Origin of the sequence: Streptomyces sp. M41(2017) (assembly GCF_002078175.1) — a bacterium.
Lineage (GTDB): Bacteria > Actinomycetota > Actinomycetes > Streptomycetales > Streptomycetaceae > Streptomyces.
Genome location: NZ_MWFK01000002.1, coordinates 2,261,061 through 2,286,584 on the forward strand (window position 1 = coordinate 2,261,061; position 25,524 = coordinate 2,286,584).

The window sequence follows — 25,524 nt, forward strand, 5'->3', positions numbered from 1 at the left end:
GTCTGCGGCTCAGCCGGTGAAGACGCCGTCCAGCCAGCCCTTCCAGGCCGTCTCGTCGGCCTTGGCGTCGGCGTCCTGCGCGAAGTCGTGGACGCTGATGCCGACCGGCGCACCCCAGTGGTCGCGTCCGAAGAAGCGGATGAGGGCGTCGTCGGTGCGCAGGCCGATGAAGTACGGGTTGCGGTAGTCGACCACCGCGTCGAAGGTCTCCCCGCCGGGCCCCTGGGCGCGCACCGGGGTGCCGGCGGCGGTGTCGTCCGCGAGGCCGAGCGCCCGTCCCACCGCGGCGAAGGAACCGGCCGCCGTGGACGTGCCGGGGCCGTCGAAGGTGGCGAAGGCGACCGGACGGCCCGCGAAGCGGGTCACGTACTCGCGCAGGGTGTGCAGGTAGAAGTCGGTGTGCTTGCCGGCTCCGTCGTACTGGTTGTCCCAGTCGTCGGTGAAGATGCCGCTGTGCACGTAGCGCACCCAGGAGCTGCGGCCCTCGTGCCGGGCCTCGATGGTGTGGTCGATCTGGTTGAGGCTCTGCACCGGGAACCCGACGTCCTCGGTGCGTACGCTCAGCCGGTGCGGCGGGTCCCAGGCGGTGATGGTGCTGCCGAAGGGCCCTGCGCCGCCCTCGCGGGGCTCGTACTCCATCGGCCAGAGCCAGCCGCCGCTGCCGTCGGTGATCGCCTCCCACACCTGCTGGGGCGTGGCGTCCACCTCGTACTCGCGGGCGATCTCGAATTCCTTGGACATGGTGATGGCTCCTGGGTGGTCAGCGGGAGGTCTCGGGCCCCGCGGGGTCTTCGTTCTCTGTTCCGGGTCCGGTCACGGCGGTCACGGCGGGGCGCCCGGCGACGGGGTCGGCTCCGTCCGCGACGACGGGGTCGGCCGGCGTTTCGGGGCGGACCGTGGGGTGAACGGCGACGACGATCCGGTGCGGGCGCCCGCCCGTCGCGTCCCCGTCGTGGTATTTGCTGATCAGCGCGCCGACGCCCGCCGTCAACTCCTCGATGAAGGCCGCCCGTTCGGCGGCGGACGCGAAGGTCACCTCGCCGTCGAGCGCGTACGTCGCCAGCCTCTTGCGTGCCTTGGTGGCGCCGGTGATCAGCGTGCCGACGTCCCGGACCAGTCGGGCCCCGAGCGCGAGCAGCCAGCGGGCCGACAACTGGTCCCGGAAACGGTCGGGGTCGGGCTGCACGGCGGCGAGCGCGAGCGGCGAGATGACGTACGACGCGGCGGTCGCGCGCATCAGCCGTTCGGTGACGTTGCCCTTGCGGCGCTCGCCCGCCAGCTCGACCAGGCCGTGCCGCTCCAGCGTCTTGAGGTGGTAGTTCACCTTCTGCCGGGGCAGTCCGACCTTGCCGGCCAGCATGGCGGCCGACGCGGGTCCGGCGGCCAGCTCGGCCAGCAGCCGGGCCCGGATGGGGTCCAGCGACACGGCGGCGGCCTCGGCGTCCTCGATCACGGTCACGTCCAACATGACTCCACCCTCCCACCGAACACTTTTTTTGTCCAGGCGGCTGAAGTCGTCGGCGATTCGCCGGGAAGTCCCCTCGCCGACCGCTCGGCCGCTCCGGTCCGGCCGGTTTCCCCGCTTTCTCCCGCCGCTCCCCGGGAGTCTCCGTCGCTTCCGTGGGTATCCGGGGGGCTTCAGCGGCGGGATTCGGGCAACCCGCCGGACATGGACGAGAAGCGACCGGAATCGAAGCAGCGAGCTCTTCCGGACACGGGGGCCGACGCGGACGCGGGCAAGGACACGGACACCCGCACGGATCCACGCCCGGATCCCGGGACGGACACGGCCAAACGGACCGGCAAGGACGACCCCGCCCGACTGACCGCACGATCGTGGGGGGCCGTGACCTGGCGCACGGTGAAGGAGTTCCAGGACGACGAACTCTCCGACCGGGCAGCCGCGTTGACGTACTACGGCGTGCTGTCGCTGTTCCCCGCCCTGCTCGTCCTGGTGTCCCTGCTGGGCGTCATGGGGCAGCGCGTCACGAACCGGCTCCTGGACAACATCGGAGACCTGGCGCCGGGCCCGGTGCGCCAGATCCTCCAGGACGCGGTGACCCAGCTCGGCGACAGCGGCGGTACGGGCAGCGTGCTCGCGATCGTCGGACTGTGCGCGGCCCTGTGGTCCGCGTCCGGCTACGTCGGCGCCTTCATCCGCACCTCCAACGCGGTGTACGACCTGCCGGAGGGCCGCCCGGTCTGGAAGGTCACACCGCTGCGGCTGGCGCTGACCGTCACGCTGATGCTGCTGCTCAGCGCGAGCGCGGTGATCGTCGTGTTCACCGGTCCGCTGGCCGAGCGGGCCGGCACCGCCATCGGGCTCGGCGACGCCGCGATCACGGTCTGGTCGGTCGCCAAGTGGCCCGTCCTGCTGGTGTTCGTCCAGCTCATGATCGCGCTGCTGTACTGGGCCGCCCCCAACGTCCATGGTCACGGCTTCCGTTGGTTCAGTCCGGGCAGCGTCATCGCCACCCTGATCTGGCTGGCCGCGTCCGCCGGCTTCGCGGTCTACGCCGCCGGATTCGCCTCGTACAACAAGACGTACGGGGCTCTCGCGGGCGCCATCATCTTCCTCGTGTGGCTGTGGCTCACCAACCTGGCCATCCTGCTGGGCCTGGAGTTCGACGCGGAGCTCGCCCGGCAGCGGGCCATCGGCAGCGACGGCCGGCTCCCCACCGAGGAGCCCTACGTCGAACCGCGCGACACCCGCAAGTGGCCCCCGCGCCTGCGGGCCCTGCGGGCCGCCCGGGAGAAGGTGGACGCCGGTGTCGTCCCACTGAGCAAGGGCGGAACCGAACGGGACGCGGCGGGGAGGGCGTGACGGCCGCACGGCACCGGGGATTCGCACCCGCGGGCCGGTGAGACACCGGCCCGCGGAAGCACGGGCTGCACGGCGGGCCGGCGGCCGACAGGCGTGGCGGGCGGCGGGCGGCGGCCGGCGGAGCCTGTCGCCGCTCACCGGCGGTGCGTCCACCACCCGCCACCCGCGACGCCGGGAACCCGGACCACCACCCGCCGCCCGGCAGACGTGATGCGGCGGCGAACCGGAATCCGGTTCGCCGCCGCATCGCTCCCCTCCAACCCCTCAGGCGGTGGTCAACGGCGTCCTCGACGACCGTTGCGCCGCCTGCGGAGCAGGCTCACGGCGAGCACCGCACCGGCGCCCGCGCTCGCGAGGAGCGCCGGGCGGGGGGTGCGACGCCCCGCTTGGACGACCGAAGTGGCCGCGGTGCGCAGCGACTCCGGAACGCCGTCCTGGTGGACGCGGCCCGTCTCGGCGGCCTTCTCCTGGGCCACCTGACCCGCCCGGGCCGCCGTGTCGTGGACGACGTGCCCCGCACGGACCGCCTTGTCCTGCGCCGCGCGTCCGGCCTCCACCGCGCCGTCCTGCGCGGCCCGGCCCGCCTGGGCCGCCGTGTCCTTCATGCGGACCGTGACCGTGTCGGCCTGCTCCTCCAGGTCGGCGGCGCGGGTACGGTCGCCGGACGCGGCGTCCTCCCCGGCCTGCCCGGCCTCCTGCGGCGCCTTGGCCTCGGCGTCGAGCCGGCTCCTGGTCCGTTCGATCTGACGCCGCAGCTCCTCCGGGTTGTCGGCACCCGTGGCGCCGGCCGGGCCGATCGTGCCGGCGGACCTTCCCGTAGCGTCGGCCGTCCCCCTGTCCGGGGCCCCCGCGGCGTCCGGGCCCGTGACCGGGCCCTTCCCGTCGTTCTCCGTCATCGGTGTGCCCTTTCCTCGAACTGGTCGTCGGTGTCCTGGCACCGCCGTGCACCGACGCGGGGCGCACCGGCGGCGACCGTCGGGACGTCAACCACCCGCGCCCGCCCCGATGCCGGCCTCTCCCGCGCGGGCACGGGCGTCGCCCTTGTCCGCACGGGGGACGGTGGCGTGCGCCCGAGTGGTGCCGGGGAGGGCGCGGCGGCTTCCGCCACGGACCCGGTCGACGGCTCGGTCGAGCCATCGCCGTCCGCGGCGCCGAGCGGCCCGCCACCGCGCCCGGTACGTCGGGGGTGCTCCGCCGGCCGGTGCCCGGCGGGGCCCGCTTCCCGTCGTACCGGCGAGTGGAGGACATGAGCGGGACGGCCCGCGGGTGCGTCCACGGACGGCCGTCCGCGCCTGTTCGGCACGGTGTTCCGGTCCAGGGTCCTGGCCACGGTCGTCCCGCCTCCTCTCGCTCGCGGAGGCTCGGGTACCCGAGGCGGGCGGCGTTACCCCTGCGAACCCCGATCTTCGACTCGGGCCAACCGGCCCTGGAATCAGGTGAGTCGGGCCCGGAACGAAGGGGTCTTCGCGGCCGGTCCGGACACGCCGGGGCCGGCCGTGGCGGCGACGGAGCACGGGCCACCGGGACGCGCGGCCTCTCGTCGACCGGCCGCGCGACGGACGCGAACGACAGCGCCGCGCTGCCGAACGGCCCCGACGCCTCGCCCGCGTCACCCTCCCCACTGGTTAGCGTTCATTGCCGATACCTCGTAGAAGAATTAAGTGGAGCTTCACCATCGAGCGTCCGACACTCCTTCCATGAACGATCCGACGCCCCTTCCCCCGCCCGCCGCCCCTCTCCCGGCGTCCCGGCCGCCGTCACGGCCGAACGCCCCCTTCGGAAGGGCCCTCTGCGCGATGGTCACGCCCTTCACCGACTCGGGTGACCTGGACGTCGACGGCGCGCAGCGGCTCGCCGAGCGGCTGGTGGCCCAAGGATGCGAGGGCCTGGTCCTCTCCGGGACGACGGGCGAGTCGCCGACCACCACGGACGCCGAGAAGACGACGCTCGTGCGCGCGGTGCGGGAGGCCGTCGGCGACCGGACGCCGATCGTCGCGGGGGTGGGGACCGCCGACACCCGGCACACCGTGGAGCTGGCGCTGGCGGCCGAGAAGGCGGGCGCGGACGGCCTGTTGGTGGTCGCGCCGTACTACAGCAGGCCTCCGCAGGACGCGGTCGAGGAGCACTTCCGGGAGATCGCGGACGCATCGGGCCTGCCTCTCGTGCTGTACGACATCCCGGGGCGCACCGGCACCCGGATCGAGCCGGAGACGATGGTCCGGCTGGCCGGTCACCCGCGGATCGTGGCGGTCAAGGACTGCGCGTACGACCTCCTCGGAACCCAGAAGGTGCTGGCCCGGACGGAGTTGGCGTTCTACGCGGGCTGCGACGAGCAGGTGCTCGCCCTGTACGCGATCGGCGCGGCCGGGTACGTGAGCACGGTCGCGAACGTGGTGCCGCGTCAGTTCCGCGCGCTGCTCGACCTGTTCGACGCCGGGGACACCGGCGGCGCGGCCCGCCTCCAACGGCGGCTCCTCCCCCTCATCGAGTCGATGATGTCGGCCGGCCTGCCGGGCGCGGTCACGTCGAAGGCGCTGCTCACCGCCCTCGACCTGCCCGCGGGCCCCCTCCGCCGACCTCTGCGCCCCGCCGGCCGTGAGACGGCCGACGGGCTGCTGAGGACGTACGCGGAGCTGGTCGCCACGGTGTCCTGACGGGTGGGGCCGACCCCCGTCCGCCCCCTCCCGTCAGGACGGTGCAGTGTGTCCCCGCCCGTCACGCGCCTCTCGGTCCGGCGGCCCAGCGCTTCGCGAAGACCGGATCCCACCGGCCGCCCGCGCCGTCGTTGCCCTTGCGGAAGCCACTGAGCGGGACCACGGTGTCGCTGCCGATGGTGACCAGCACCAACCGGTTGTGGAACTCGTTCGTGCCGGGCGCGATGTCCCAGGCGATCAGTCGCTTGTTGTCGGCCCAGGCCAGCAGTTGTTGCCCGTGCACCTTGGCGATCCGCTTGCCGCTGCGAGGGTCGATGATCTCCGACGCCGTCGTCTTGCGCCCGCCGGCGAAGTCGCCCGCGCCGAGCTTGCCGTCCGGGGACAGCCGTGCCTCGACGTACCAGTTCAAGTGCTTCTCGTTCGCCGGGGTGGCGGCCTTGTTGCCGTGGAGGTCGTAGAACCGGGTGCCGGGCGCCGTGGTGAGCCCCGAGTAGACGAGCTGGGCGTCGTTGCTGAAGGCGAAGTCCTGGCGGGCGTTCAGGTCCTGCGAGTCGGTGACCTCGCTCCAGGTGCTCTTGCCGGAGCCCACGTCGACGATGCAGAAGCCTGTCCGGGCCGAGGTACCGAAGGGCACGCCCCAGTCGTTCTTCTTTCCGTCCCCGTCGGAGTCGTAGTCCAGCTTGTGGACGAGATCCGGGTCCTTGGCGTACGTCGTCGCGACGAGCTTGCGGCCGTCCGAGGAGAACTCGGCCGACGCGACACCGTGGTCCACGGGGATCCAGCGCTCGACCTTGCCGGTGAGCAGGTCGAGCAGGCCGATCCTTCTGGCCGGGAGCCTCTTCTCCAGGACGGCGGCGGTCCGCATGCCGGGAGCCACACTGACATACGACCACTGGGTGGTCTTCACGTACTTCCCGGTCTTCTGGTCGAGAAGGCTGTAGGTACGGCCGTTGACGGCGTCCGTCGCGGACTTCACGACCATGTGCCGGACGTAGTAGGCGGCCAGCGCCGTGCCCCCGGCGGCGATCAGGTCCCGGGGCGGTGTCTGGTCCGGGTGCGCGATGATGCTGCTCTTGTTCATCTCGCTCGCGGGACGTACGTCGTCCCCGCCACCGACGAGGCGGGGTACGGCCACCGCGACGGCGATCGCGGCGACGGTGGCCACGGCGACGGACGCGGTCCTGCGGTTGCGGCGGCGGCGCCGTACGGCCAGGACGCGTTCGGCGAAGTACGGGGGTGCCGGCATGCTGTCGCCGGCCTGCTCGCGGAAGGCGTCGGACACCAGTTCGTCGACGTTCACGGACGCACCTCCACGGGCGAGTTGGGGCGGGGCTGCTGCTCTGCCCCGGCGGGGCCCAGCGCCGCGAGTTCGGGCGCGAGGGTGCGCAGCCGGGCCAGCGAACGGTGCGTCGTGGACCGTACGGTCCCCACGGAGCACCCGAGGATCCGGGCCACGTCGGCCTCCGGAAGGTCCTCGAAATAGCGCAGGACCAGCACGGCGCGCTGCCGGGCCGTGAGCCGGGCCAGCGCCCCTCGCATCACGAGGCGCAGCTCGGCGGCGGACGCCGTGTCCGCTCCGGTGCCCGCCTCGGGCGTCTCGGCGACGCTGAGTTCGCGACGGGGCCACTTCAGCCGCCAGCGACTGATCTGCTGCCGGTAGAGGACCCTGCGGACGTACGCCTCCGGTTCCTCGACCCGGTTCCAGTGGCCCGCCACCTTGATCAGCGCGTTCTGCAGGAGGTCCTCTGCGGTGTGCCGGTCGCCGCCGCTGAGCAGGACGGCCGTCTTCAGCAGCGCGGACGACCTGCTCGCCACGAACTCCTTGAAACTCTCCTGCGCTGCGGCATCCATCGTCACCTTCTCTTCCCCGGCGGGCGCTGCACCCGTCCCCTGTGCTCCCTGTGACGCGCGCGACCGCCCGCCGCTATGCCTCGGCCGGGCGAGTTCTTCCGGGACCCGTCCACGGCGGGGGATCCAACGGGCTCGTGGCCCGCGCTCGGCGCGACATTCCCGAAGGACGACCTCGTCCCTGTCGTACCGTGTCGAGGTGAACCGCCCCCTGCTGTTCCTCGACGTCGACGGCCCCCTCAACCCGTTCGCGGCCCAGAAGGAACGCCGGCCCGAGGGGTACACCACGATCCGGGCGGCCCTGGAGCCGGGTCGGCCGCTGCGTGTCTGGCTGCACCCGGACCATGGCAGCGTGCTGCTCGGTCTCGGCTACGACCTGTGCTGGGCGACCACGTGGATGGACGCCGCCAACCGCTGGATCGCCCCCGTCGTCGGCCTCCCCGAGCTGCCCTACGTCGACTTCGCGGGAGCCCTGTTCGTCGAGCGCTCCGACGGCGTCCACTGGAAGACGGAACGCATCGTGGAGTACGCGAAGGGCCGCCCGTTCGCCTGGGTGGACGACGAACAGAGCCCGGCGGACGGGGAGTTCGTGGCCGCCCGGCATCCCGCGCCCGCCCTGCTGCGGCATGTGAACCCCCGACTGGGCCTGCGCGACGACGACTTCGACGCCCTGCGGGATTTCGCCGCCGCTCTGGACGCCGGGGCGTAGGAGAACGGGCGGTACCAGGGGGCGGCCCCCGGACACGGTCGAGGCCCTCCCGCACCCGCGGAAGGGCCTCGACCGCACACCGTGCGACACCGGCAGCCTGCCGGTGACCGGTCGTCAGTTGTGGCTGTGCAGCACCTCGTTCAGGCCGCCCCACACCGCGTTGTTCGGGCGGGCCTCGACCTTGCCGGTGACCGAGTTGCGGCGGAACAGGATGTTCGAGGCGCCGGAGAGCTCACGGGCCTTGACGATCTCTCCGTCGGGCATCGTCACGCGCGTGCCGGCCGTGACGTAGAGACCGGCCTCGACGACGCACTCGTCGCCGAGGGCGATGCCGACTCCCGCCTCCGCACCGACGAGGCAGCGCTCGCCGATGGTGATGCGGACGTTGCCGCCGCCCGACAGGGTGCCCATGGTGGACGCGCCGCCGCCGATGTCCGAGCCGTTGCCGACCACGACACCGGCGGAGATGCGGCCCTCGACCATGGAGGTGCCGAGCGTGCCCGCGTTGAAGTTGACGAAGCCCTCGTGCATGACCGTCGTGCCCTCGGCGAGGTGCGCGCCGAGACGGACCCGGTCGGCGTCGGCGATCCGGACGCCCTTCGGGGCGACGTAGTCCGTCATGCGCGGGAACTTGTCGATGGAGGTCACCTGGAGGTGCAGGCCGCCGGCGCGGGCGTTCAGCCGGACCTTCTCGATGTCGTCGACGGCGACGGGGCCGAGCGAGGTCCACGCGACGTTGGCGAGCAGGCCGAACAGGCCGTCCAGGTTCTGGCCGTGCGGCTTGACCAGGCGGTGCGAGAGGAGGTGCAGGCGCAGGTAGGCGTCGTGCGCGTCGAGCGGCTTGTCGTCGAGGGACGCGATGACCGTACGGACCGCGACCACCTCGACACCGCGGCGGGCGTCCGGGCCGATCGCCTGGGCGGCGCCCTCGCCGAGCAGTTCGACGGCCCGCTCGGCGGACAGCCGCTCGGTGCCCGCCGGGCCGGGCTCGGCGGACAGTTCGGGCGCGGGGAACCAGGTGTCGAGAACGCTGCCGTCGGCGGTGAGGGTGGCGAGCCCGGCGGCGACGGCGCCGGTGGTACGAGAAGCAGTCGTGTCGGTCATGGGTGAAACCTAACGTGGCGTGGCCCGCCCGGGCGAACCGGTCCGGGGGGTGTCTCAGGTACCGGGCGCGCCACCGGCACCGCGGTCCCCACCGCACGCGTCGGCGTCGTCGCGACGGACCGCGCGTCCTCAGGGCAGGACGCGCGCCAGCACCTCGCGCGCGTACCCCTCGTCATAGGACGTGCCGGTCAGCAGGACCTGGAGGCAGATGCCGTCCAGCAGGGCGACGAGTGCGCGCGCGGTCACCGGATCCGTGCGCCGGGACAGTGGTTCGACGAGGCTGTCGATCCACTCGGCGGCGACCGGGCGCAGGGCGGGCCTGCGGAGAGCCGCGAGATACAGCTCGTACTCCAGCTCCACGCCGGTGCGGTCGCCCGCCAGCCATTCGCCGATCAGCCCGGCGAGTTCGGCGGCCAGGTCGGTACGGGTGTCCTCCAGGGCACCGCGCGCCGCGAGGACCTTGGCGAAGCCCTCGTTCGCCTGGCGCAGCGCGGCGACGAGCAGCTCGTCGAGGGTCTTGAAGTGGTAGGTGGTGGAGCCGAGGGGTACGTCGGCCTCGGCGGCGGCGGAGCGATGGCTGAGCCCCGCGATGCCCTTGGCGCCGACGACGCGGATCGCCGCGTCGATGATCCGCTGACGCCGCTCCGGGTCGTACCGCCGGGCCATCAGCGGCCGCCGTCCGCGGGGCCCGACGCGACCCCGGAATCGGCGGAGCGCGAAGCCGTCCGCGCGGCCATCAGTGCGCGCCGCCCAGGTTGAGCAGGACGACCCCGCCGATGATCAGCACGATGCCGCCCGCCTTCGCGACCGTGAGTCCCTCGCCGAGGAACAGTGCGCCGATCGCGGCGATGGCGGCGGTGCCGACGCCGGCCCAGATCGCGTAGGCCGTGCCGACGGAGATGGTCTTCAGGGTCTGGGCGAGCAGTGCGAACGCGATGACGTATCCGAGGACGGTCAGCAGCGAGGGCCAGAGCCTGCTGAAGCCTTCCGTGTACTTCATCGCGGTGGTCGCGCCGACCTCCGCCGCGATGGCTCCGGCGAGCAGTACGTATCCCATGCGTACAAGAGTACACATCGACGCGTACACCCGTACACATGTCAGGTCCATCAATCCCGTGGGCGCCGCGCGCACCAGCGGATATCGTTCGCGATCACAGTGGGGGCGGAGTCGCGCGGACTCCCGGGACGATGGAGCACACGAGGTATGTCGGACAGATCCGGGTGGGGACCTCAAGGGCCGCAGGGGCCGTATGCCGGTGCGCCGGGCGGCTGGGGCTGGACACCGCCGCCACCGCCGCCCAAGCCGGGCGTGATACCGCTGGCCCCGCTGGGGGTGGACTCGGTCCTCAGCGGCGCCTTCACCACGATGGGCCGCTACGCGAAGCCGCTGTTCGGGGTGGCCGGCCTCGTCAACCTGGGGCTCGGGGTCATCCTGGCCGGCGCCGGCGCCTTCGCCTACAGCGCGGTGGCGGACCACGTCCACCGGCTCACCGACGGGCACGGCACGACGCACTGGTCGGACGTCCGGCCCGTGCTGGCGGCGTTCGGCCTCGTCTGGGCCCTCGCCGTGCTGACGATGCCGCTGGCCAACGCCGTGGTCCAGGCCGCCTGCGTGGCCACCCTGCACGAGGCGGTGCTCGGCCGGCGCGCCCGGGTCGCCGCGGTGTGGCAGCGTGCGCGGCGGCGGATCCCGTCGGTGCTCGGCGTGACGGTCCTGTCGGGCCTGGCCGTGCTGCTCCCCCTCGTCGTCGGCGTGGTCCTCTTCGCCGTCACGATCGCCCTGTCGTCCGGGTCGTCGCTGCCCGCCGTGCTCTTCTTCCTGCTCGCGCCCGCCTCCGCCGCGGCGGCGGTCTGGCTGTACGTGCTGTTCTCGTTCGCCCCCTCCGCCGCCGTCCTGGAGGACGCCTCGCCGGTGACGGCGATGCGGCGGTCCGTACGGCTGGTGCGCGGGGCCTGGTGGCGCACGTTCGGCGTCTCGCTGCTCGGCCTGGTCATCGTGACGACGCTGGCCTCGCTGGTGCGGATGCCGTTCATGTTCACGATGCCGGTCTTCTCCTCCTACGACCCCGCGGCGGCGCCTCCGGCGGACGCCGCGGAGCTGTTCCACGACGTGCTGCCTGACCTGATGCCCTATCTGGCGGTCACGCTGGCCACGACGTTCCTGACCCAGCTCCTGTCGGCCGTTTTCCTGCCGCTGGTGACGACCCTGCTCTACATCGACCGGCGCATCCGCCGGGAGGGCCTCGCGGACATCCTGGCCCGCGTGGCCGCCACACCCGCCACTCCCCCGGTGTAGGCACCTGACCCCGGGAACACGCGAAGGGGCGGCACCCGAAGGTGCCGCCCCTTGCGACGTACCGGAGTACGGGACGGACGGACTGCCGGAGCAGCCGACCCGCGCGGTTCCGGGGTCTCAGACGTTGAAGCCGAGCGCCCTGAGCTGCTCGCGGCCGTCGTCCGTGATCTTGTCCGGGCCCCACGGCGGCATCCAGACCCAGTTGATGCGCAGTTCGTTGACGAGGCCGTCCGTGGCGGACTTGGCCTGGTCCTCGATGACGTCGGTGAGCGGACAGGCCGCCGACGTCAGGGTCATGTCGATGGTCGCGATGTTCGCGTCGTCGATGTGGATGCCGTAGATGAGGCCGAGGTTGACCACGTCGATGCCCAGCTCGGGGTCGACCACGTCGTACAGCGCCTCGCGGACTTCCTCCTCCGAGGCCGGCTTCGTCGTCAGGCTCTCGCCCGATGTCACAGTGTTCTCGCTCATGCCGTCTTCCTCACAGCCTTCTCGGGCTCGTCGCCCAGCGCCTGGGCCGTCGCGTCCTTCCACGCCATCCAGCTCAGGAGGGCGCATTTGACCCGAGCCGGGTACTTGGAGACACCGGCGAACGCGACCGCGTCCTCCAGCACCTCCTCCATGGCGTCGTCGGGCTCGATCCGGCCCTTGGACTGCATCAGCTCCAGGAAGGTCTCCTGGATCTTCTGCGCGTCGGTGACGTCCTTGCCGACGAGGAGGTCGTTCAGTACGGAGGCCGAGGCCTGACTGATCGAGCAGCCCTGACCCTCGTACGAGATGTCCTCGATCCGCTCGCCGTCGTACTTCACCCGCAGTGTGATCTCGTCACCGCAGGTGGGGTTGACGTGGTGCACCTCGGCGTCGCCGTCCCTCAGACCGCGCCCGTGCGGGTGCTTGTAGTGGTCCAGGATGACTTCCTGGTACATCGAATCCAGCTTCACGTTCTCAGCCAGCCCCTCAGCCGAAGAAGTTCCGTACGTGCTCCAGACCGTCGACCAGAGCGTCGATCTCGGCCGGCGTGGAGTACAGATAGAACGACGCTCGCGTGGTCGCAGGAATTCCGTACCGCAGGCAGACCGGACGGGCGCAGTGGTGACCGACCCGGACCGCGATGCCCTGCTCGTCGAGGACCTGGCCCACGTCGTGCGGGTGGATGTCGCCCAGCGTGAACGAGATCGCCGCGCCGCGGTCCTCGGCCGTCGTGGGGCCGATGATCCGCAGGTCGGGGACGTCCGCGAGCCGCTTCACCGCGTACTCGGTGAGGGCGTGCTCGTGGGCGAGGATCTTGTCCATGCCGATCGACGAGAGGTAGTCGATCGCCGCGCCCAGACCGACCGCCTGCGCGATCGGCGGGGTACCCGCCTCGAACTTGTGCGGCGCCGGCGCGTACGTCGACGAGTGCATCGACACGGTCTCGATCATCTCGCCGCCGCCGAGGAACGGCGGGAGGTCCTCGAGGAGCTCCTGGCGTCCCCACAGGACACCGATGCCGGTCGGGCCGCACATCTTGTGGCCGGTGAAGGCCACGAAGTCGGCCTGGAGGGCCTGCACGTCGAGCGGCATGTGCGGGGCGGCCTGCGACGCGTCGATCAGGACCAGCGCACCGACCTCCTGGGCGCGGCGCACTATCGCCTCGACCGGGTTCACGGTGCCCAGGATGTTCGACACCAGCACGAAGGAGACGATCTTCGTCTTCTCGGTGATGATCTCGTCCATGTTCGACAGGTCGAGACGGCCGTCGTCGGTGAGGCCGAACCACTTCAGCTTCGCGCCGGTGCGCTGCGACAGCAGCTGCCACGGAACGATGTTGGAGTGGTGCTCCATCTCCGTGATGACGATCTCGGTCTCGTGGTCGACGCGGTAGGGCTCATCGGCCCAGCCGAGCATGTTGGCCACGAGGTTGAGCGACTCGGAGGCGTTCTTGGTGAAGATCACCTCGTCGCGGCTCGGCGCGTTGATGAACGCGGCGACCTTGTCGCGCGCACCCTCGTACAGCGCCGTGGCCTCCTCGGCGAGCACATGCACACCGCGGTGGACGTTGGCGTTGTAGCGCTCGTAGTACTCGTTGAGGGCGTCCAGCACCTGACGCGGCTTCTGCGAGGTCGCCGCGTTGTCCAGGTACACGAGCTTCCGGCCGTCGTGGACCTGTCGGTCCAGGATGGGGAAGTCCTTGCGGATCGCCTCGCCAAGAAGATTGGACTCGGTGAGGAGGCCCGGCAGCTGTGTCACGCGGATACGCCACCCTTCGCGTCGAGTGCGTACGACTCGTAGCCCTCGTTCTCCAGCTTGTCGGCGAGCTCGGCGCCGCCGGACTCGACGATGCGGCCGCCGGAGAAGACGTGGACGAAGTCGGGCTTGATGTAGCGCAGGATGCGCGTGTAGTGGGTGATGAGCAGGGTGCCCACCTCGCCCGACTCGCGCACGCGGTTCACGCCCTCGGAGACGACACGCAGGGCGTCGACGTCGAGACCGGAGTCGGTCTCGTCGAGGATCGCGATCTTCGGCTTGAGCAGCTCCAGCTGGAGGATCTCGTGGCGCTTCTTCTCACCGCCGGAGAAGCCCTCGTTGACGTTGCGCTCGGCGAAGGCCGGGTCCATGGAGAGACGCTCCATGGTCTCCTTGACCTCCTTCACCCACGTCCGCAGCTTGGGGGCCTCGCCGCGGACGGCGGTGGCGGAGGTGCGCAGGAAGTTGGAGACGGAGACACCGGGGATCTCGACCGGGTACTGCATCGCCAGGAACAGGCCGGCGCGGGCGCGCTCGTCGACGGACATCTCCAGGACGTCCTCGCCGTCGAGCGTGACGGTGCCGCCGGTGATCGTGTACTTGGGGTGACCCGCGAGCGAGTAGGCGAGAGTCGACTTGCCCGAGCCGTTGGGGCCCATGATGGCGTGCGTCTCGCCCTGCTTCACGGTCAGGTCGACGCCCTTGAGGATCTCCTTCGTGGCGTTGTCGGCCTCGACGGTGACGTGCAGGTCGTGGATTTCAAGCGTTGCCATGGGTTCCTCAGGACTCCTGGTTGAGGGAGACGAGCACGTCGTCCCCTTCGATCTGTACGGGGTATACGGGGACGGGGCGCGTCGCGGGAAGGCCGGACGGCTTGCCGGTGCGGAGGTCGAAGGCGGAACCGTGCAGCCAGCACTCGATCTGACAGTCCTCCACCTCGCCCTCGGAGAGCGAGACGTTCGCGTGCGAGCAGATGTCGTTGATCGCGAACACCTCCCCCTCGGTCCTCACGACCGAGACCGGCGTGCCGTCGAGTTCCACCCGCTTCGGGGTGTCCTCCTCCAGCTCGCTCAGCCCACAGGCGCGCACGAAGGTGCCGGGCATCAGAGCGACGCCTCCAGCTCCTCGTCGATCTTCGCGAGAAGGCGCTCTTCGATGTCGTCGACGCCGATCTGCTGGACCAGTTCGGCGAAGAAGCCGCGGACCACCAGACGGCGGGCGTCCTCGGCCGGGATGCCGCGGGCCATCAGGTAGAAGAGCTGCTCGTCGTCGAAGCGGCCGGTCGCGGAGGCGTGGCCGGCGCCGACGATCTCGCCGGTCTCGATCTCCAGGTTGGGCACGGAGTCGACGCGGGCACCGTCGGTCAGAACCAGGTTGCGGTTCATCTCGTAGGTGTCCGTGCCTTCGGCGGCGGCCTCGATGAGGACGTCGCCGATCCACACCGCGTGGGCGCCCTCGCCCTGCAGCGCGCCCTTGTACATGACGTTGGACTTGCAGTGCGGGGTGTTGTGGTCGACCAGGAGGCGGTGCTCCTGGTGCTGGCCGGCGTCGGTGAAGTAGAGGCCGAACAGCTCGGCCTCGCCGCCGGTGCCCGCGTAGGCGATCCGCGGGTGCAGCCGGACGAGGTCGCCGCCGAAGGTGAGCACGAAGGACTTGAAGGTCGCGTCGCGGCCGATGAGGGCGTTGTGCTGGCCCACGTGCACGGCCTTGTCGTCCCAGTCCTGGACGGAGACGACCGTCAGCTTGGCGCCGTCGCCGAGGATGTAGTCGACGTTGGCGGCGAGGACCGCGTCACCGGTGTGGTCGATGACGACGACGGCCTCGGCGAAGGCTCCCAGCTCGACGACCTGGTGTCCGTAGGCGGTGCCGCCCTCGCCGTGCACGACGATCCGGATCGGCTCGGTGAGGACCGTCTCTTTGGGGACGGTCACGACGGAGGCCTTGTCGAAGGACGCGTAGGCCTGCGCGGCCACGCGGTCCACGGGGGTCCCCGCCCTGCCGAGCCGCTCGTCGTCACGCCCGACGGTCTCCACGGTGACACCGTCGGGGGTGCCGATGGCGACCTTCACGGCACCGTCGGTGGCGACCGCGGTGCCGTCGTGCAGCCCGCGCAGGCGCTCCAGCGGGGTGAACCGCCACTCCTCCTCGCGGCCGTGGGGGACGGGGAAGTCCGCCACGTCGAAGGACGGGGGCGCGCTCATGCGCGTGGCGACGGTCGACTCGGCGGCCACCGCGATCTGTCCGGCGGTGGTGGATCCCACCGGGATGTTAAGGGCCTCAGCCATGGCTGTCGGTCTGCTCTCTTCCTACGTCAGGTTTCGCTGGCTGCTGGTGGGCGGGCCGGTCTAGCCGACCGAGCCCTCCATCTGCAGCTCGATCAGCCGGTTGAGCTCCAGGGCGTACTCCATGGGGAGCTCCTTGGCGATGGGCTCGACGAAGCCGCGCACGATCATCGCCATCGCCTCGAACTCCGTCAGACCGCGGCTCATCAGGTAGAAGAGCTGGTCCTCGGAGACCTTGGAGACGGTCGCCTCGTGGCCCATGGACACGTCGTCCTCGCGGACGTCCACGTAGGGGTAGGTGTCCGAGCGGGAGATGGTGTCGACGAGCAGCGCGTCGCACAGCACGTTGGACTTCGAGCCGTGCGCGCCCTCACCGATCTCGACGAGACCGCGGTAGGACGTACGGCCGCCACCGCGCGCCACCGACTTCGACACGATGTTCGAGGAGGTGTTCGGCGCCATGTGGACCATCTTGGAGCCGGCGTCCTGGTGCTGGCCCTCGCCCGCGAAGGCGATCGACAGCGTCTCGCCCTTGGCGTGCTCGCCCATCAGGTAGACGGCCGGGTACTTCATGGTGACCTTGGAGCCGATGTTGCCGTCGATCCACTCCATGGTCGCGCCCTCGTACGCCACGGCGCGCTTGGTGACCAGGTTGTAGACGTTGTTCGACCAGTTCTGGATGGTCGTGTAGCGGCAGCGGGCGCCCTTCTTCACGATGATCTCGACCACCGCGGAGTGCAGGGAGTCCGACTTGTAGATCGGCGCCGTGCAGCCCTCGACGTAGTGGACGTAGGCGTCCTCGTCGACGATGATCAGCGTCCGCTCGAACTGGCCCATGTTCTCCGTGTTGATACGGAAGTAGGCCTGGAGCGGGATCTCGACGTGCACGCCCTTCGGCACGTAGATGAAGGAGCCGCCGGACCACACGGCCGTGTTCAGCGAGGCGAACTTGTTGTCACCGACCGGGATGACCGTGCCGAAGTACTCCTTGAAGAGCTCCGGGTGCTCCTTGAGAGCGGTGTCGGTGTCCAGGAAGATGACGCCCTGCTCCTCCAGGTCCTCGCGGATCTGGTGGTAGACGACCTCGGACTCGTACTGCGCGGCGACACCGGCGACGAGGCGCTGCTTCTCCGCCTCCGGGATGCCGAGCTTGTCGTACGTGTTCTTGATGTCCTCGGGCAGGTCCTCCCAGGACTCCGCCTGCTTCTCCGTGGAGCGCACGAAGTACTTGATGTTGTCGAAGTCGATGCCCGAGAGGTCCGAACCCCAGTTGGGCATGGGCTTCTTCTCGAAGAGGCGCAGGCCCTTGAGGCGGAGCTTGGTCATCCACTCCGGCTCGCTCTTCTTCCCGGAGATGTCACGGACGACGTCCTCGTTGATGCCGCGCTTGGCAGAGGCGCCGGCCGTGTCGGAGTCGGCCCAGCCGTATTCGTACTTGCCCAGGCCCTCGAGTTCGGGGTGAGCAGTCTCCGTGGGGAGCGTCATGCGGGGTTCCTCCCGGCCGTGCTTGCAGATGCGTTGTGAGCTGTGTGGGAAATCTTGGGGATGAACGTCGTGCACACCCCGTCGCCGTGGGCGATCGTGGCCAGTCGCTGGACGTGCGTGCCGAGCAGCTGGGAGAAGAACTCCGTCTCCGCCTCGCACAGCTGCGGGAACCGCTCGGCGACGTGAGCGACCGGGCAGTGGTGCTGGCAGAGCTGCTCCCCGACCGGTGCGCTGCGCGCCGTAGCAGCGTACCCGTCGGCGCTCAGGGCCCTGGCCAGGGCTTCGGTGCGCTCCGCGGGCGGCGCGGCCTCGATGACCTCGCGGTAGACCTCGGCCTGCGCGGCGATCCGGGCGCGGGCGAAGGACAGGATGGCCTCGTCCCCGCCCTCGCGCTCGGCGATCCAGCGCAGGGCGTCCTCGGCGAGCTTGTCGTAGGACTGGTCGAAGGCGTCGCGGCCGCAGTCGGTCAGGGCGAACACCTTGGCGGGCCGGCCGCGCGTGCGCGCTCCGTAGACCCGCTGTTCGCGCGGTTGCACGACATCGTCGGCGACGAGCGCGTCGAGGTGACGGCGCACGGCGGCCGGGGTCAGTCCCAGCCGTCCCGCGAGGTCGGTCACCGTCGACGGGCCGTGGTCCAGGATGGATCGCGCGACCCGGTTGCGCGTCGAGCGCTCTCCGGTCGCGAGCTCCTCCTGCGGGGCCCCCGTGGGGGTCTCCCGAGCCTCGCCAACGTATTTCACAACACCATTGTTGCGTAATTCCTCAGAGCCTGACAACCCGCTCCCCTCACGAGGGACGGTGCGCTGCATCACTTAGGTATACCTAAGGTGACCTGCGCAAACGATCTTTGATCGATCAATTCGGTGGCGCCGGGCCCCCCTCTCGGGGAGACTCCGGAACCATGTCGACACCCCCTCCGACCGGCCCACTCGTCACCCGGGACACCCTGGCCGCGGACCTGCGCACCCTCGGCGTACGCGCGGGCGAGACGCTCCTCGTGCACTCCTCGCTCAGTTCCCTCGGATGGGTCAACGGCGGGCCCGTCGCCCTGGTCCAAGGACTGCTCGACGCGCTCGGTCCGGACGGAACGCTGGTGGTCCCGACGCAGTCGGGCGACCTCTCGGACCCGGCCCTGTGGAGCAATCCGCCGGTTCCCGAGGACTGGTGGCCGACCATCCGGGCGACCATGCCCGCCTACGACCCCCGGGTGACGCCCTCCCGGGGTGTCGGGGTGATACCCGAGACCGTCCGGACCTGGCCCGGCGCCCTGCGCAGCGCCCACCCGGAGACCTCGTTCGCGGCACTCGGCCCGGGCGCGGCGCGGATCATCGAGGGGCACGCCCCCGACTGCCGGCTCGGCGAGCGCAGCCCGCTGGCCCGCCTGGAGGCCGGCGGCGCCCGCGTCCTGCTCCTCGGCGCGGGCTACGACACGTGCACCAGCTTCCATCTGGCCGAGTACCGGGTGCCCTCCCCCGTCGTGGAGGTCGGACGCCCGACGCCCGAGGGCTGGCGGACCGTGCGCGAGGTGTCGATCACCTCCGAGCTGTTCGCGGAGCTGGGCGCCGACTTCGAGCGGGACCGTCCGGTCGTCCGGGGCACTGTGGGGGCGGCCGCCGCCCGGCTGTTCCCGGTGGCCGAGGCGGTGGCGTACGCGGAGCGCTGGCTGCCCCTGCACCGGCCGCGGGACCTGTACGTCGAGGTGGCCTCCGCCCCCGGCGGCTCCGGGTCCCGGCGGCGTCCCTAGACTTGCGCCTCATGCGAAGCGAGCCCGTGGTCCAGGTCCAGGCCCTGGTGAAGCGGTACGGCACGAAGACCGCGGTGGACGGCCTCGACCTGGTGGCCTCGGCGGGTGTCACCGCCGTACTCGGACCCAACGGCGCCGGGAAGACGACCACGGTCGAGACCTGCGAGGGGTATCGCAAGCCGGACTCCGGCACAGTGCGCGTCCTCGGTCTCGATCCGGTCAGGCAGTCGGGCGAGCTGCACACCCGCATCGGCGTGATGCTCCAGTCCGGCGGGGTCTACTCCGGCGCCCGCGCGGACGAGATGCTCCGCCACGTGGCGAAGCTGCACGCCCACCCGCTGGACGTGGACGCCCTCATCGAGCGGCTCGGCCTGGAGAGCTGCGGGCGGACGACGTACCGGAGGCTGTCGGGCGGCCAGCAGCAGCGCCTCGCGCTCGCCATGGCGGTCGTCGGGCGGCCCGAGCTGGTCTTCCTGGACGAGCCGACCGCGGGCCTCGATCCGCAGGCCCGCCGCGCCACCTGGGACCTCGTGCGCGACCTCCGGTCCGACGGCGTCTCCGTCATCCTCACCACGCACTACATGGACGAGGCCGAGCAGCTCGCCGACGACGTCGCGATCATCGACGCCGGCAAGGTCATCGCCCAGGGCTCGCCCGAGGCGCTGTGCCGCGGCGGCGCCGAGAACACCCTGCGCTTCGGCGGCCGGCCCGGCCTCGACGTGGGCTCCCTGCTCAAGGCGCTCCCGGCGGACTGCACGGCGGCCGAGCTGACCCCGGGCGCCTACCGGGTCGGCGGCAAGGTCGACCCGCAACTGCTGGCGACGGTGACGTCCTGGTGCGCCCAGCACGGCGTGATGCCGGAGAAGATCTCGGTGGAACGCCACACGCTCGAGGACGTCTTTCTTGAGCTGACCGGCAAGGAGCTGCGTTCATGACCACCGCGGGTACGTACACCCCGAGGCCCGGGGCCTCGCCGCTGCCGCGGATGATCGGCGCGCAGGCCGCGCTGGAGACGAGGATGCTGCTCCGCAACGGCGAGCAGCTGCTCCTCACGGTGATCATCCCGACCCTGCTGCTCGTGCTGTTCAGCACGGTCGACATCGTCGACACCGGCGCGGGCGAGGCGGTCGACTTCCTCACGCCGGGCGTCCTGGCGCTCGCCGTGATGTCGACGGCGTTCACCGGACAGGCGATCGCCACGGGCTTCGAGCGCCGCTACGGCGTCCTGAAGCGGTTGGCGGCCTCGCCGCTCCCCCGCTGGGGCCTGATGACCGCGAAGACGGCGGCGGTCCTGGTCACGGAGATCCTCCAGGTGATCCTGCTGACCGTGATCGCCTTCGCGCTGGGCTGGTCGCCGCACGGCAACCCGCTCGCCGTGCTCCTCCTGCTGGTCCTCGGCACGGCGGCCTTCTCGGGGCTCGGACTGCTGATGGCGGGCACGCTCAGGGCCGAGGCGACGCTGGCCGCCGCCAACCTGGTGTTCCTGCTGTTCCTGGTGGGCGGCGGGGTGATCGTGCCGATGGACAAGTTCCCGGCCGGCGTCCAGGACGTCCTGGGTCTGCTGCCCATCTCGGCGCTCTCCGACGGTCTGCGGGACGTGCTCCAGCACGGTGCCTCGATGCCCTGGGCCGACCTGGGGATCCTGGCCGTCTGGGCGGTCCTCGGGCTCGGCGCGGCCGGGAAGTTCTTCCGCTGGGAGTAATCGGGTGGACTCCGGTGAACCGGACCCTCGTGAAAGCGTGCACAAGCAGCCCCCTACGATGGTGCGCGTGCCGAACCTGACCCGAGCCGACGCCCTCAGCGCGGTGCGCAACCCGCTCGCCTTCATCGCCGAACGCTGGACCCCGACGACCCGCACGGTGCGGCGCGCGGCGCTCGCCGCGCTCGTCATGTCCGTCGTCATCGTGGTCACCGGCGGTGCCGTCCGGCTCACCAGTTCCGGCCTCGGCTGCCCGACCTGGCCCAAGTGCACCGACGACTCGCTCACCGCGACCAGCGAGATGGGCTTCCACGGCGCCATCGAGTTCGGCAACCGCATGCTGACGTACGTGCTGTGCGCGGCCGTCGGCTGGGCGATCGTCGCCGCCCGCTCGCAGAAGCCGTGGCGACGCGGCCTGACCCGGCTCGGCTGGGCGCAGTTCTGGATCGTCATGAGCAACGCGGTGCTCGGCGGCATCGTCGTCCTGGTCGGTCTGAACCCCTACACGGTCGCCGCCCACTTCCTGCTGTCCACCGCTCTGATCACGGTCGCCGCCCTCATGTGGCAGCGCACCCGCGAGGGCGACGGCGCGCCGCGTCCGCTGGTCGGCGGGGCGGTGCAGCAGCTCGTCTGGTGCCTGGTGGTCGCGGCCGTCCTGCTGATCGCGGTCGGCACGGTCGTCACCGGCGCGGGTCCGCACGCGGGCGACTCCAGCGAGGTCGACCGGATGCACGTGAGCTGGGAGAACGTCGCCAAGCTGCACGCCGTGCTGGCGTGGATCGTGGTGACGCTGACGTTCGCGCTCTGGTTCGTCCTCAAGGCGGTCGACGCGCCCCGCGGCCCGCTGCACCGCACCCGGGACCTGTTCCTGATCCTGTTGTCCCAGGGCGTCGTCGGCTACGTGCAGTACTTCACCGACCTGCCCGAGGCGCTGGTCGCCGTCCACATGCTCGGCTCCTGCCTCGTGTGGATCGGGGTTGTGCGCGTCCTGCTGGCCCTGCGCGAACGCCCGGAGATAGTGGCGGACGTCCCGGGCCCGGCGACGGAATCGGCCCTCACGCGCGCGTAGCGGTGTCGTGGGCCGCCACGAGGGAGTCGATGGCGGGCCCCAGGTAGCTTCTCGTGCGTCCGGCCCGGCGGTCCCGCCAGGCCGGGTCGGCCGGTCCGGGCTCCCCGTAGCGGCGTCCTGTGATGTCGTCGACGACGTCCTGGGGAGCACCGAGCCCGGGAAGCAGGCCGAGTGCTTCCTGCTTGGTGATCAGTCGCCCGTCGCGCAGTGTCGCCGTCGCCCGCGCGTACGTGATCGTGCCCAGGTCGACCCACACGTCCTGCCGCCACAGCCGCGCCTTGTCCACGGCGGGACGCCAGAACTCCTTCTGGTCCCGGACCACGAAGGCCCTCAGCTCGCTCGGGGAGACGGGCGGCAGCAGTCCCGCCGGGGGCGAGCCGTGCAGGACGCGCCCGAAGGTGTGCAGCTCGCAGCGGGTGACCGGGGTGACCGGCCGCCTCGTCGGACCGTCGTGCGCCCAGGTCAGGTGCGACCGCTCGGCGTCGGCCGCCGTCGCGGGTGTCAGGTAGCTGCAGTGCAGTCCGCGGGCCAGTGGTTCCGCCGCCCGCAGCCGCCGGTGCAGCCCGATCACCGCGCGGGCGGTGGGCAGCCGGAAGGGATCACCCTCCAGTACGGCGATGAGGTCGAGGTCGCTGCGCCCCTCGCGGTAGTCCCCGCCGGCCAGTGAGCCGTGCGCCCAGACGGCGACCGGGTCCAGGACGCGCAACTCGCGGAGGAACCGGTCGAGCAGTCGGGCCGTGGCGTCGTCGGTCATCCGCACAGTCTGGGCCCGGGCGGCGCCCCGGTGAAGGGCGCCTTCCAGCGGGGCGCGGCGGAGCAGGGCCCCGGCCTCACTCCACGGCGTACACCCGCCGGGCGTTCCCCGCGGCGATCAGGCCGGCGACGCGCTGGGCGTCGGCCAGCGACCATGCACCCTCCGCGACCCAGGTGCCGAGGACACGGGCGAGCGCCTCACGGAAGAGGCGGGCCCCGATGACGTGGAGTTCGGGCAGGCCGTGGGCGCCGCTGGAGAAGAGCAGTTTGCCGAAGGGGGCGAGCTCCAGGATCTCGGCGAGGACCGCCGCCGCCCTCGCGCCGGTGCGGACCAGCGCGGCGCCCAGATCGGCGTACACGTGCGGGAAGACCCCGGCGAGGTGCGCCGCGTGCCGGTGGTACGGGTAGCCGTGCAGCAGGACCAGGTCGGTGCCGAGTCCCGCGGTGGCGCGGGCGAAGTCGGCGAGCAGGACCGGGTCGGTGCGGTCGATGCGCACGCCGGGCTCGCCCAGTCCGGCGTGCAGTTGCAGCGGCAGGCCCGAGGCGACCGCGATCCACAGCAGATGGCGCAGCAGGACGGGATCGGAGAGCGGGCCGCCCACCCGGCGGCCCGCCAGCCAGCGGCCCGCCGCCCCGCGGACCTCGCCGGGTCCCGGTGGTTCGGGCGCCAGCGCCAGGCCGTGCCGCACCCCGGCGACCGAGGTGAAGGCCACGGCGTTGGCCGCGGCTCCGTGGACGGACTCGGCGAGGTTGGCGAGAAAGGACTCGACGGTTCCGGAGGTGTCGGCGACCTGTTCGGCGAGCAGTTCCAGGCGGACGATCTCGTGCGCCCCGGCCGCGCCGGTGGAGGCCATCTCGCCCGGGCCGGTCAGGTCTCCGGGCAGCCCGGTGTCGACGAGGTACGTGGTGATGCCGCTGCCGCGCAGCAGCCTGCGGCCCGATTCGAGAACGCCGAGTTCGCGACGCCGGGCCAGATAGCGGGCCGGCGTGCAGTGCGGCTCCAGCCCGAGCAGGGGCGGGCACCAGCGGCGCACGGCGAAGCCGGTCTGCGTGTCGAAGAAGGTGGTGCCGGGGGCCGGGGGCCCCTCGGTTCTGGCGAGGTGGGCCTCGAACGTGCCGAGGCCCAGCTCCGTCCGCAGTACGCCGTGGCAGTACTGGTCCACCAGGGACGGCGTTTCGATCATCCGGACTCCCCGCGACTGGACCGTTCCTTTTCAGGTCCTAACGGGTGAAGCGGGTGTCAGGTGTTGGTCGCGCACACCCCGTGCGAACGGCCGACGGTTGTCGGCCGTCCGTGCGACGGGTGACGGGTCATCCGTCGGAGGGTCCGCCGAGCTGGATGCCGGCCATGCGCTTCCACTCGTACGGGCCCGTCTTCACCTTGGCCGCGAACTCCCCGTCGAACGCCTCGTGCACGGTGACGCCGGCCTTCTTCACGGCGTCCTCCGCGACGGCGACGCTCGGCGCCACGAGGTCGCCCCAGCCGCCGTCCTCGCCGACGAGCACGATGCGGGCGCCGCGCTCGCCGATGTACGCGATCTGCGCCTCGGCCCCGCCGTGCGCCTTGGCGAAGGCGCCGATCTCGCGTCCGAGCCGGGCGGCCACGCGCTCGGCCTTGGGGTCCTGGGCGGTGCCGGGGGTCTCGTCGATCTGCTCGGTGTCTGCCATGGGCAGGATGCTACCGACGGGTAGATCAAACGGCGACGGGCGGGGTGCGTGGCCTTGACCACGCACCCCGCCCGTCGGACGGAGAAGGTGCCTACCGCAGGAAGGGGTCCACGGCGACGGCGACGAAGAGGATCGACACGTAGGTGATCGACCAGTGGAAGAGCCGCATCTCCTTGAGCTTGCCGCCCGTGACCTCGGACTTGGCCCGGTTCTGCAGGCCGTGCGCCTCCCACAGCCAGAACCCGCCCGCGCCGAGCGCGACAACGGTGTAGAACCAGCCGGTGTAGCCGAGCGGGGTGAGCAGCAGGGAGACCGCGACCATCACCCAGCTGTAGATGACGATCTGGCGGGCGACGACCTTGTTGCTGGCGACCACCGGCAGCATCGGAACGCCCACGCGCGCGTAGTCGTCCTTCACCTTCATCGACAGCGGCCAGTAGTGCGGCGGCGTCCAGAAGAACATGACGAGGAAGAGGATGACCGGCGCCCAGGACAGGGAGTCGGTGACCGACGACCAGCCGATGAGCACGGGAAGGCAGCCAGCGATGCCGCCCCAGACGATGTTCTGCGACGTACGGCGCTTGAGGATCATCGTGTAGACGACGACGTAGAAGAGGAGCGCTCCGAGCGACAGCCAGGCGGACAGCCAGTTGACGGTGAGTCCGAACAGCAGTGTCGAGACGACGGCCAGCGAAAGGCCGAAGGCGAGGCACTCGCGGGGGCTGACCATCCCGGTGACCAGTGGCCGCTGCGAGGTCCGCTCCATGAGGGCGTCGATGTCGCGGTCGATGTACATGTTGAGCGCGTTGGCGCCGCCCGCGGAGAGGTAGCCGCCGAGGCAGGTGAGGAGCACCAGCTTCAGGTCGGGTACGCCCTGCTGGGCCAAGAACATCACTGGAACGGTGGTGATCAGCAGCAGTTCGATGATCCGCGGCTTCGTCAGCGCCACGAACGCTTTGACACGGGCCCCGAATGGCCGCTGACCCCGGCTGCTGCTCGTCCCGAGCACACCGGCTGGACGGGATTCGACGGCCGTCACGCACACCCCTGACAGAGACATCCCAGCAAGCCCCGGGGTGTGAACTCCCCGTAAAGGCTCGCGCGTACCACGCCACTGTAGACGTTGCCCAGACCCCGGCATTCGCGGGGGTGCGCTCGTGTTG

General features: G+C 71.3%; 28 protein-coding genes. 8 read left to right on the forward strand and 20 right to left on the reverse strand.

Annotated elements, in window-relative coordinates; genetic code table 11:
* Positions 1 to 9 precede the first annotated feature (9 nt).
* Positions 10 to 741, reverse strand: a complete 732-nt coding sequence (locus B0675_RS35785) for an ATPase (protein WP_081223749.1) — start codon at positions 739 to 741, stop codon at positions 10 to 12.
* A 19-nt stretch (positions 742 to 760) separates the two neighbouring features.
* On the reverse strand, positions 761 to 1,468 hold the full coding sequence (locus B0675_RS35790; protein WP_081223750.1) for a winged helix-turn-helix domain-containing protein: 708 nt from the start codon (positions 1,466 to 1,468) through the stop codon (positions 761 to 763).
* 201 nt (positions 1,469 to 1,669) lie between these two features.
* Between B0675_RS35790 and B0675_RS35795 the strand changes: the two genes are divergently transcribed.
* Positions 1,670 to 2,824: a YihY/virulence factor BrkB family protein gene (locus B0675_RS35795; protein WP_081223751.1), complete on the forward strand. Its 1,155-nt coding sequence runs from the start codon at positions 1,670 to 1,672 to the stop codon at positions 2,822 to 2,824.
* Between the two features lie 275 nt (positions 2,825 to 3,099).
* On the opposite strand, the gene B0675_RS35800 is transcribed toward B0675_RS35795, so the two are convergent.
* Entirely contained in the window at positions 3,100 to 3,720 is a 621-nt protein-coding gene (locus B0675_RS35800; RefSeq protein ID WP_241540083.1) for a DUF3618 domain-containing protein, read from the reverse strand.
* Positions 3,721 to 4,521: 801 nt separating this feature from the next.
* On the opposite strand from B0675_RS35800, the gene dapA reads away from it, so the two are divergent.
* Positions 4,522 to 5,478 (forward strand): 4-hydroxy-tetrahydrodipicolinate synthase, encoded by a 957-nt coding sequence (gene dapA / locus B0675_RS35805; protein WP_081223752.1) that lies wholly within the window; start codon positions 4,522 to 4,524, stop codon positions 5,476 to 5,478.
* 61 nt (positions 5,479 to 5,539) lie between these two features.
* Here dapA and B0675_RS35810 read toward each other — a convergent pair whose 3' ends face one another.
* Positions 5,540 to 6,778: a hypothetical protein gene (locus tag B0675_RS35810; protein ID WP_081223753.1), complete on the reverse strand. Its 1,239-nt coding sequence runs from the start codon at positions 6,776 to 6,778 to the stop codon at positions 5,540 to 5,542.
* Positions 6,775 to 7,329: a SigE family RNA polymerase sigma factor gene (locus tag B0675_RS35815; RefSeq protein WP_081224076.1), complete on the reverse strand. Its 555-nt coding sequence runs from the start codon at positions 7,327 to 7,329 to the stop codon at positions 6,775 to 6,777. The genes B0675_RS35810 and B0675_RS35815 overlap by 4 nt, the downstream gene beginning before the upstream one ends.
* Before the next feature lie 196 nt (positions 7,330 to 7,525).
* Here B0675_RS35815 and B0675_RS35820 point away from each other — a divergent pair, with 196 nt between their 5' ends.
* Positions 7,526 to 8,035: a hypothetical protein gene (locus B0675_RS35820; protein WP_081223754.1), complete on the forward strand. Its 510-nt coding sequence runs from the start codon at positions 7,526 to 7,528 to the stop codon at positions 8,033 to 8,035.
* Positions 8,036 to 8,149: 114 nt separating this feature from the next.
* Here the strand turns inward: B0675_RS35820 and dapD are convergent, their stop codons facing one another.
* The 3 genes from dapD to B0675_RS35835 all read right to left on the reverse strand — a co-directional run bounded on the left by dapD (position 8,150) and on the right by B0675_RS35835 (position 10,196).
* Positions 8,150 to 9,139 (reverse strand): 2,3,4,5-tetrahydropyridine-2,6-dicarboxylate N-succinyltransferase, encoded by a 990-nt coding sequence (gene dapD / locus B0675_RS35825; protein ID WP_081223755.1) that lies wholly within the window; start codon positions 9,137 to 9,139, stop codon positions 8,150 to 8,152.
* 129 nt (positions 9,140 to 9,268) lie between these two features.
* The gene (locus tag B0675_RS35830; RefSeq protein WP_081223756.1) at positions 9,269 to 9,805 is read right to left on the reverse strand and encodes a TetR family transcriptional regulator; all 537 of its coding nucleotides are present in this window, start codon (positions 9,803 to 9,805) and stop codon (positions 9,269 to 9,271) included.
* Between the two features lie 70 nt (positions 9,806 to 9,875).
* Complete coding sequence (locus B0675_RS35835; RefSeq protein ID WP_081223757.1) at positions 9,876 to 10,196, reverse strand: multidrug efflux SMR transporter; 321 nt, start codon at positions 10,194 to 10,196, stop codon at positions 9,876 to 9,878.
* A 147-nt stretch (positions 10,197 to 10,343) separates the two neighbouring features.
* Between B0675_RS35835 and B0675_RS35840 the strand changes: the two genes are divergently transcribed.
* Positions 10,344 to 11,435: an oxidoreductase gene (locus B0675_RS35840; protein WP_143661137.1), complete on the forward strand. Its 1,092-nt coding sequence runs from the start codon at positions 10,344 to 10,346 to the stop codon at positions 11,433 to 11,435.
* Between the two features lie 117 nt (positions 11,436 to 11,552).
* On the opposite strand, the gene B0675_RS35845 is transcribed toward B0675_RS35840, so the two are convergent.
* Genes B0675_RS35845 through B0675_RS35880 form a run of 8 tightly spaced genes read right to left on the reverse strand, consistent with a single transcriptional unit; the run spans position 11,553 to position 18,168 of the window.
* The gene (locus B0675_RS35845) at positions 11,553 to 11,906 is read right to left on the reverse strand and encodes a metal-sulfur cluster assembly factor (RefSeq protein ID WP_081223759.1); all 354 of its coding nucleotides are present in this window, start codon (positions 11,904 to 11,906) and stop codon (positions 11,553 to 11,555) included.
* On the reverse strand, positions 11,903 to 12,376 hold the full coding sequence (gene sufU / locus B0675_RS35850) for a Fe-S cluster assembly sulfur transfer protein SufU (RefSeq protein WP_081223760.1): 474 nt from the start codon (positions 12,374 to 12,376) through the stop codon (positions 11,903 to 11,905). Before sufU ends, B0675_RS35845 begins: the two co-directional genes overlap by 4 nt.
* A 16-nt stretch (positions 12,377 to 12,392) precedes the next feature.
* Positions 12,393 to 13,664 carry a cysteine desulfurase gene (locus B0675_RS35855; RefSeq protein ID WP_081223761.1) on the reverse strand — a complete coding sequence of 424 codons (1,272 nt, stop codon included), beginning with the start codon at positions 13,662 to 13,664 and terminating at the stop codon, positions 12,393 to 12,395.
* A complete protein-coding gene (sufC, locus tag B0675_RS35860) occupies positions 13,661 to 14,434 on the reverse strand; it encodes a Fe-S cluster assembly ATPase SufC (protein WP_081223762.1) in 774 nt (257 codons plus the stop codon). Before sufC ends, B0675_RS35855 begins: the two co-directional genes overlap by 4 nt.
* A 7-nt stretch (positions 14,435 to 14,441) precedes the next feature.
* Positions 14,442 to 14,765: a non-heme iron oxygenase ferredoxin subunit gene (locus B0675_RS35865; protein ID WP_081223763.1), complete on the reverse strand. Its 324-nt coding sequence runs from the start codon at positions 14,763 to 14,765 to the stop codon at positions 14,442 to 14,444.
* Positions 14,765 to 15,946 (reverse strand): Fe-S cluster assembly protein SufD, encoded by a 1,182-nt coding sequence (sufD, locus tag B0675_RS35870; RefSeq protein ID WP_081223764.1) that lies wholly within the window; start codon positions 15,944 to 15,946, stop codon positions 14,765 to 14,767. The genes B0675_RS35865 and sufD overlap by 1 nt, the downstream gene beginning before the upstream one ends.
* A gap of 60 nt (positions 15,947 to 16,006) precedes the next feature.
* On the reverse strand, positions 16,007 to 17,428 hold the full coding sequence (sufB, locus tag B0675_RS35875) for a Fe-S cluster assembly protein SufB (RefSeq protein WP_081223765.1): 1,422 nt from the start codon (positions 17,426 to 17,428) through the stop codon (positions 16,007 to 16,009).
* Positions 17,425 to 18,168, reverse strand: a complete 744-nt coding sequence (locus tag B0675_RS35880; RefSeq protein ID WP_081223766.1) for a metalloregulator ArsR/SmtB family transcription factor — start codon at positions 18,166 to 18,168, stop codon at positions 17,425 to 17,427. Before B0675_RS35880 ends, sufB begins: the two co-directional genes overlap by 4 nt.
* Positions 18,169 to 18,329: 161 nt before the next feature.
* Here B0675_RS35880 and B0675_RS35885 point away from each other — a divergent pair, with 161 nt between their 5' ends.
* From B0675_RS35885 to B0675_RS35900, 4 genes are read left to right on the forward strand one after another with little or no spacing between them, the layout of a single operon-like run.
* Entirely contained in the window at positions 18,330 to 19,172 is an 843-nt protein-coding gene (locus tag B0675_RS35885; protein WP_081223767.1) for an AAC(3) family N-acetyltransferase, read from the forward strand.
* 11 nt (positions 19,173 to 19,183) lie between these two features.
* Positions 19,184 to 20,107 (forward strand): ABC transporter ATP-binding protein, encoded by a 924-nt coding sequence (locus B0675_RS35890; RefSeq protein ID WP_081223768.1) that lies wholly within the window; start codon positions 19,184 to 19,186, stop codon positions 20,105 to 20,107.
* Positions 20,104 to 20,874, forward strand: coding sequence for an ABC transporter permease (locus tag B0675_RS35895; RefSeq protein ID WP_081223769.1), 771 nt, complete (start codon positions 20,104 to 20,106; stop codon positions 20,872 to 20,874). The genes B0675_RS35890 and B0675_RS35895 overlap by 4 nt, the downstream gene beginning before the upstream one ends.
* Positions 20,875 to 20,932: 58 nt before the next feature.
* Positions 20,933 to 21,940, forward strand: a complete 1,008-nt coding sequence (locus tag B0675_RS35900) for a COX15/CtaA family protein (protein WP_081223770.1) — start codon at positions 20,933 to 20,935, stop codon at positions 21,938 to 21,940.
* Here the strand turns inward: B0675_RS35900 and B0675_RS35905 are convergent.
* From B0675_RS35905 to B0675_RS35920, 4 genes are all read right to left on the reverse strand, one after another.
* Positions 21,927 to 22,694, reverse strand: a complete 768-nt coding sequence (locus tag B0675_RS35905) for a nucleotidyltransferase domain-containing protein (RefSeq protein WP_081223771.1) — start codon at positions 22,692 to 22,694, stop codon at positions 21,927 to 21,929. The two genes, B0675_RS35900 and B0675_RS35905, sit on opposite strands and share 14 nt — an antisense overlap.
* A gap of 76 nt (positions 22,695 to 22,770) precedes the next feature.
* A complete protein-coding gene (locus B0675_RS35910) occupies positions 22,771 to 23,877 on the reverse strand; it encodes an amidohydrolase family protein (RefSeq protein ID WP_081223772.1) in 1,107 nt (368 codons plus the stop codon).
* Between the two features lie 127 nt (positions 23,878 to 24,004).
* The gene (locus B0675_RS35915; protein WP_081223773.1) at positions 24,005 to 24,361 is read right to left on the reverse strand and encodes a hypothetical protein; all 357 of its coding nucleotides are present in this window, start codon (positions 24,359 to 24,361) and stop codon (positions 24,005 to 24,007) included.
* Between the two features lie 91 nt (positions 24,362 to 24,452).
* Positions 24,453 to 25,406: a heme o synthase gene (locus B0675_RS35920; RefSeq protein ID WP_081223774.1), complete on the reverse strand. Its 954-nt coding sequence runs from the start codon at positions 25,404 to 25,406 to the stop codon at positions 24,453 to 24,455.
* Positions 25,407 to 25,524 lie beyond the last annotated feature (118 nt).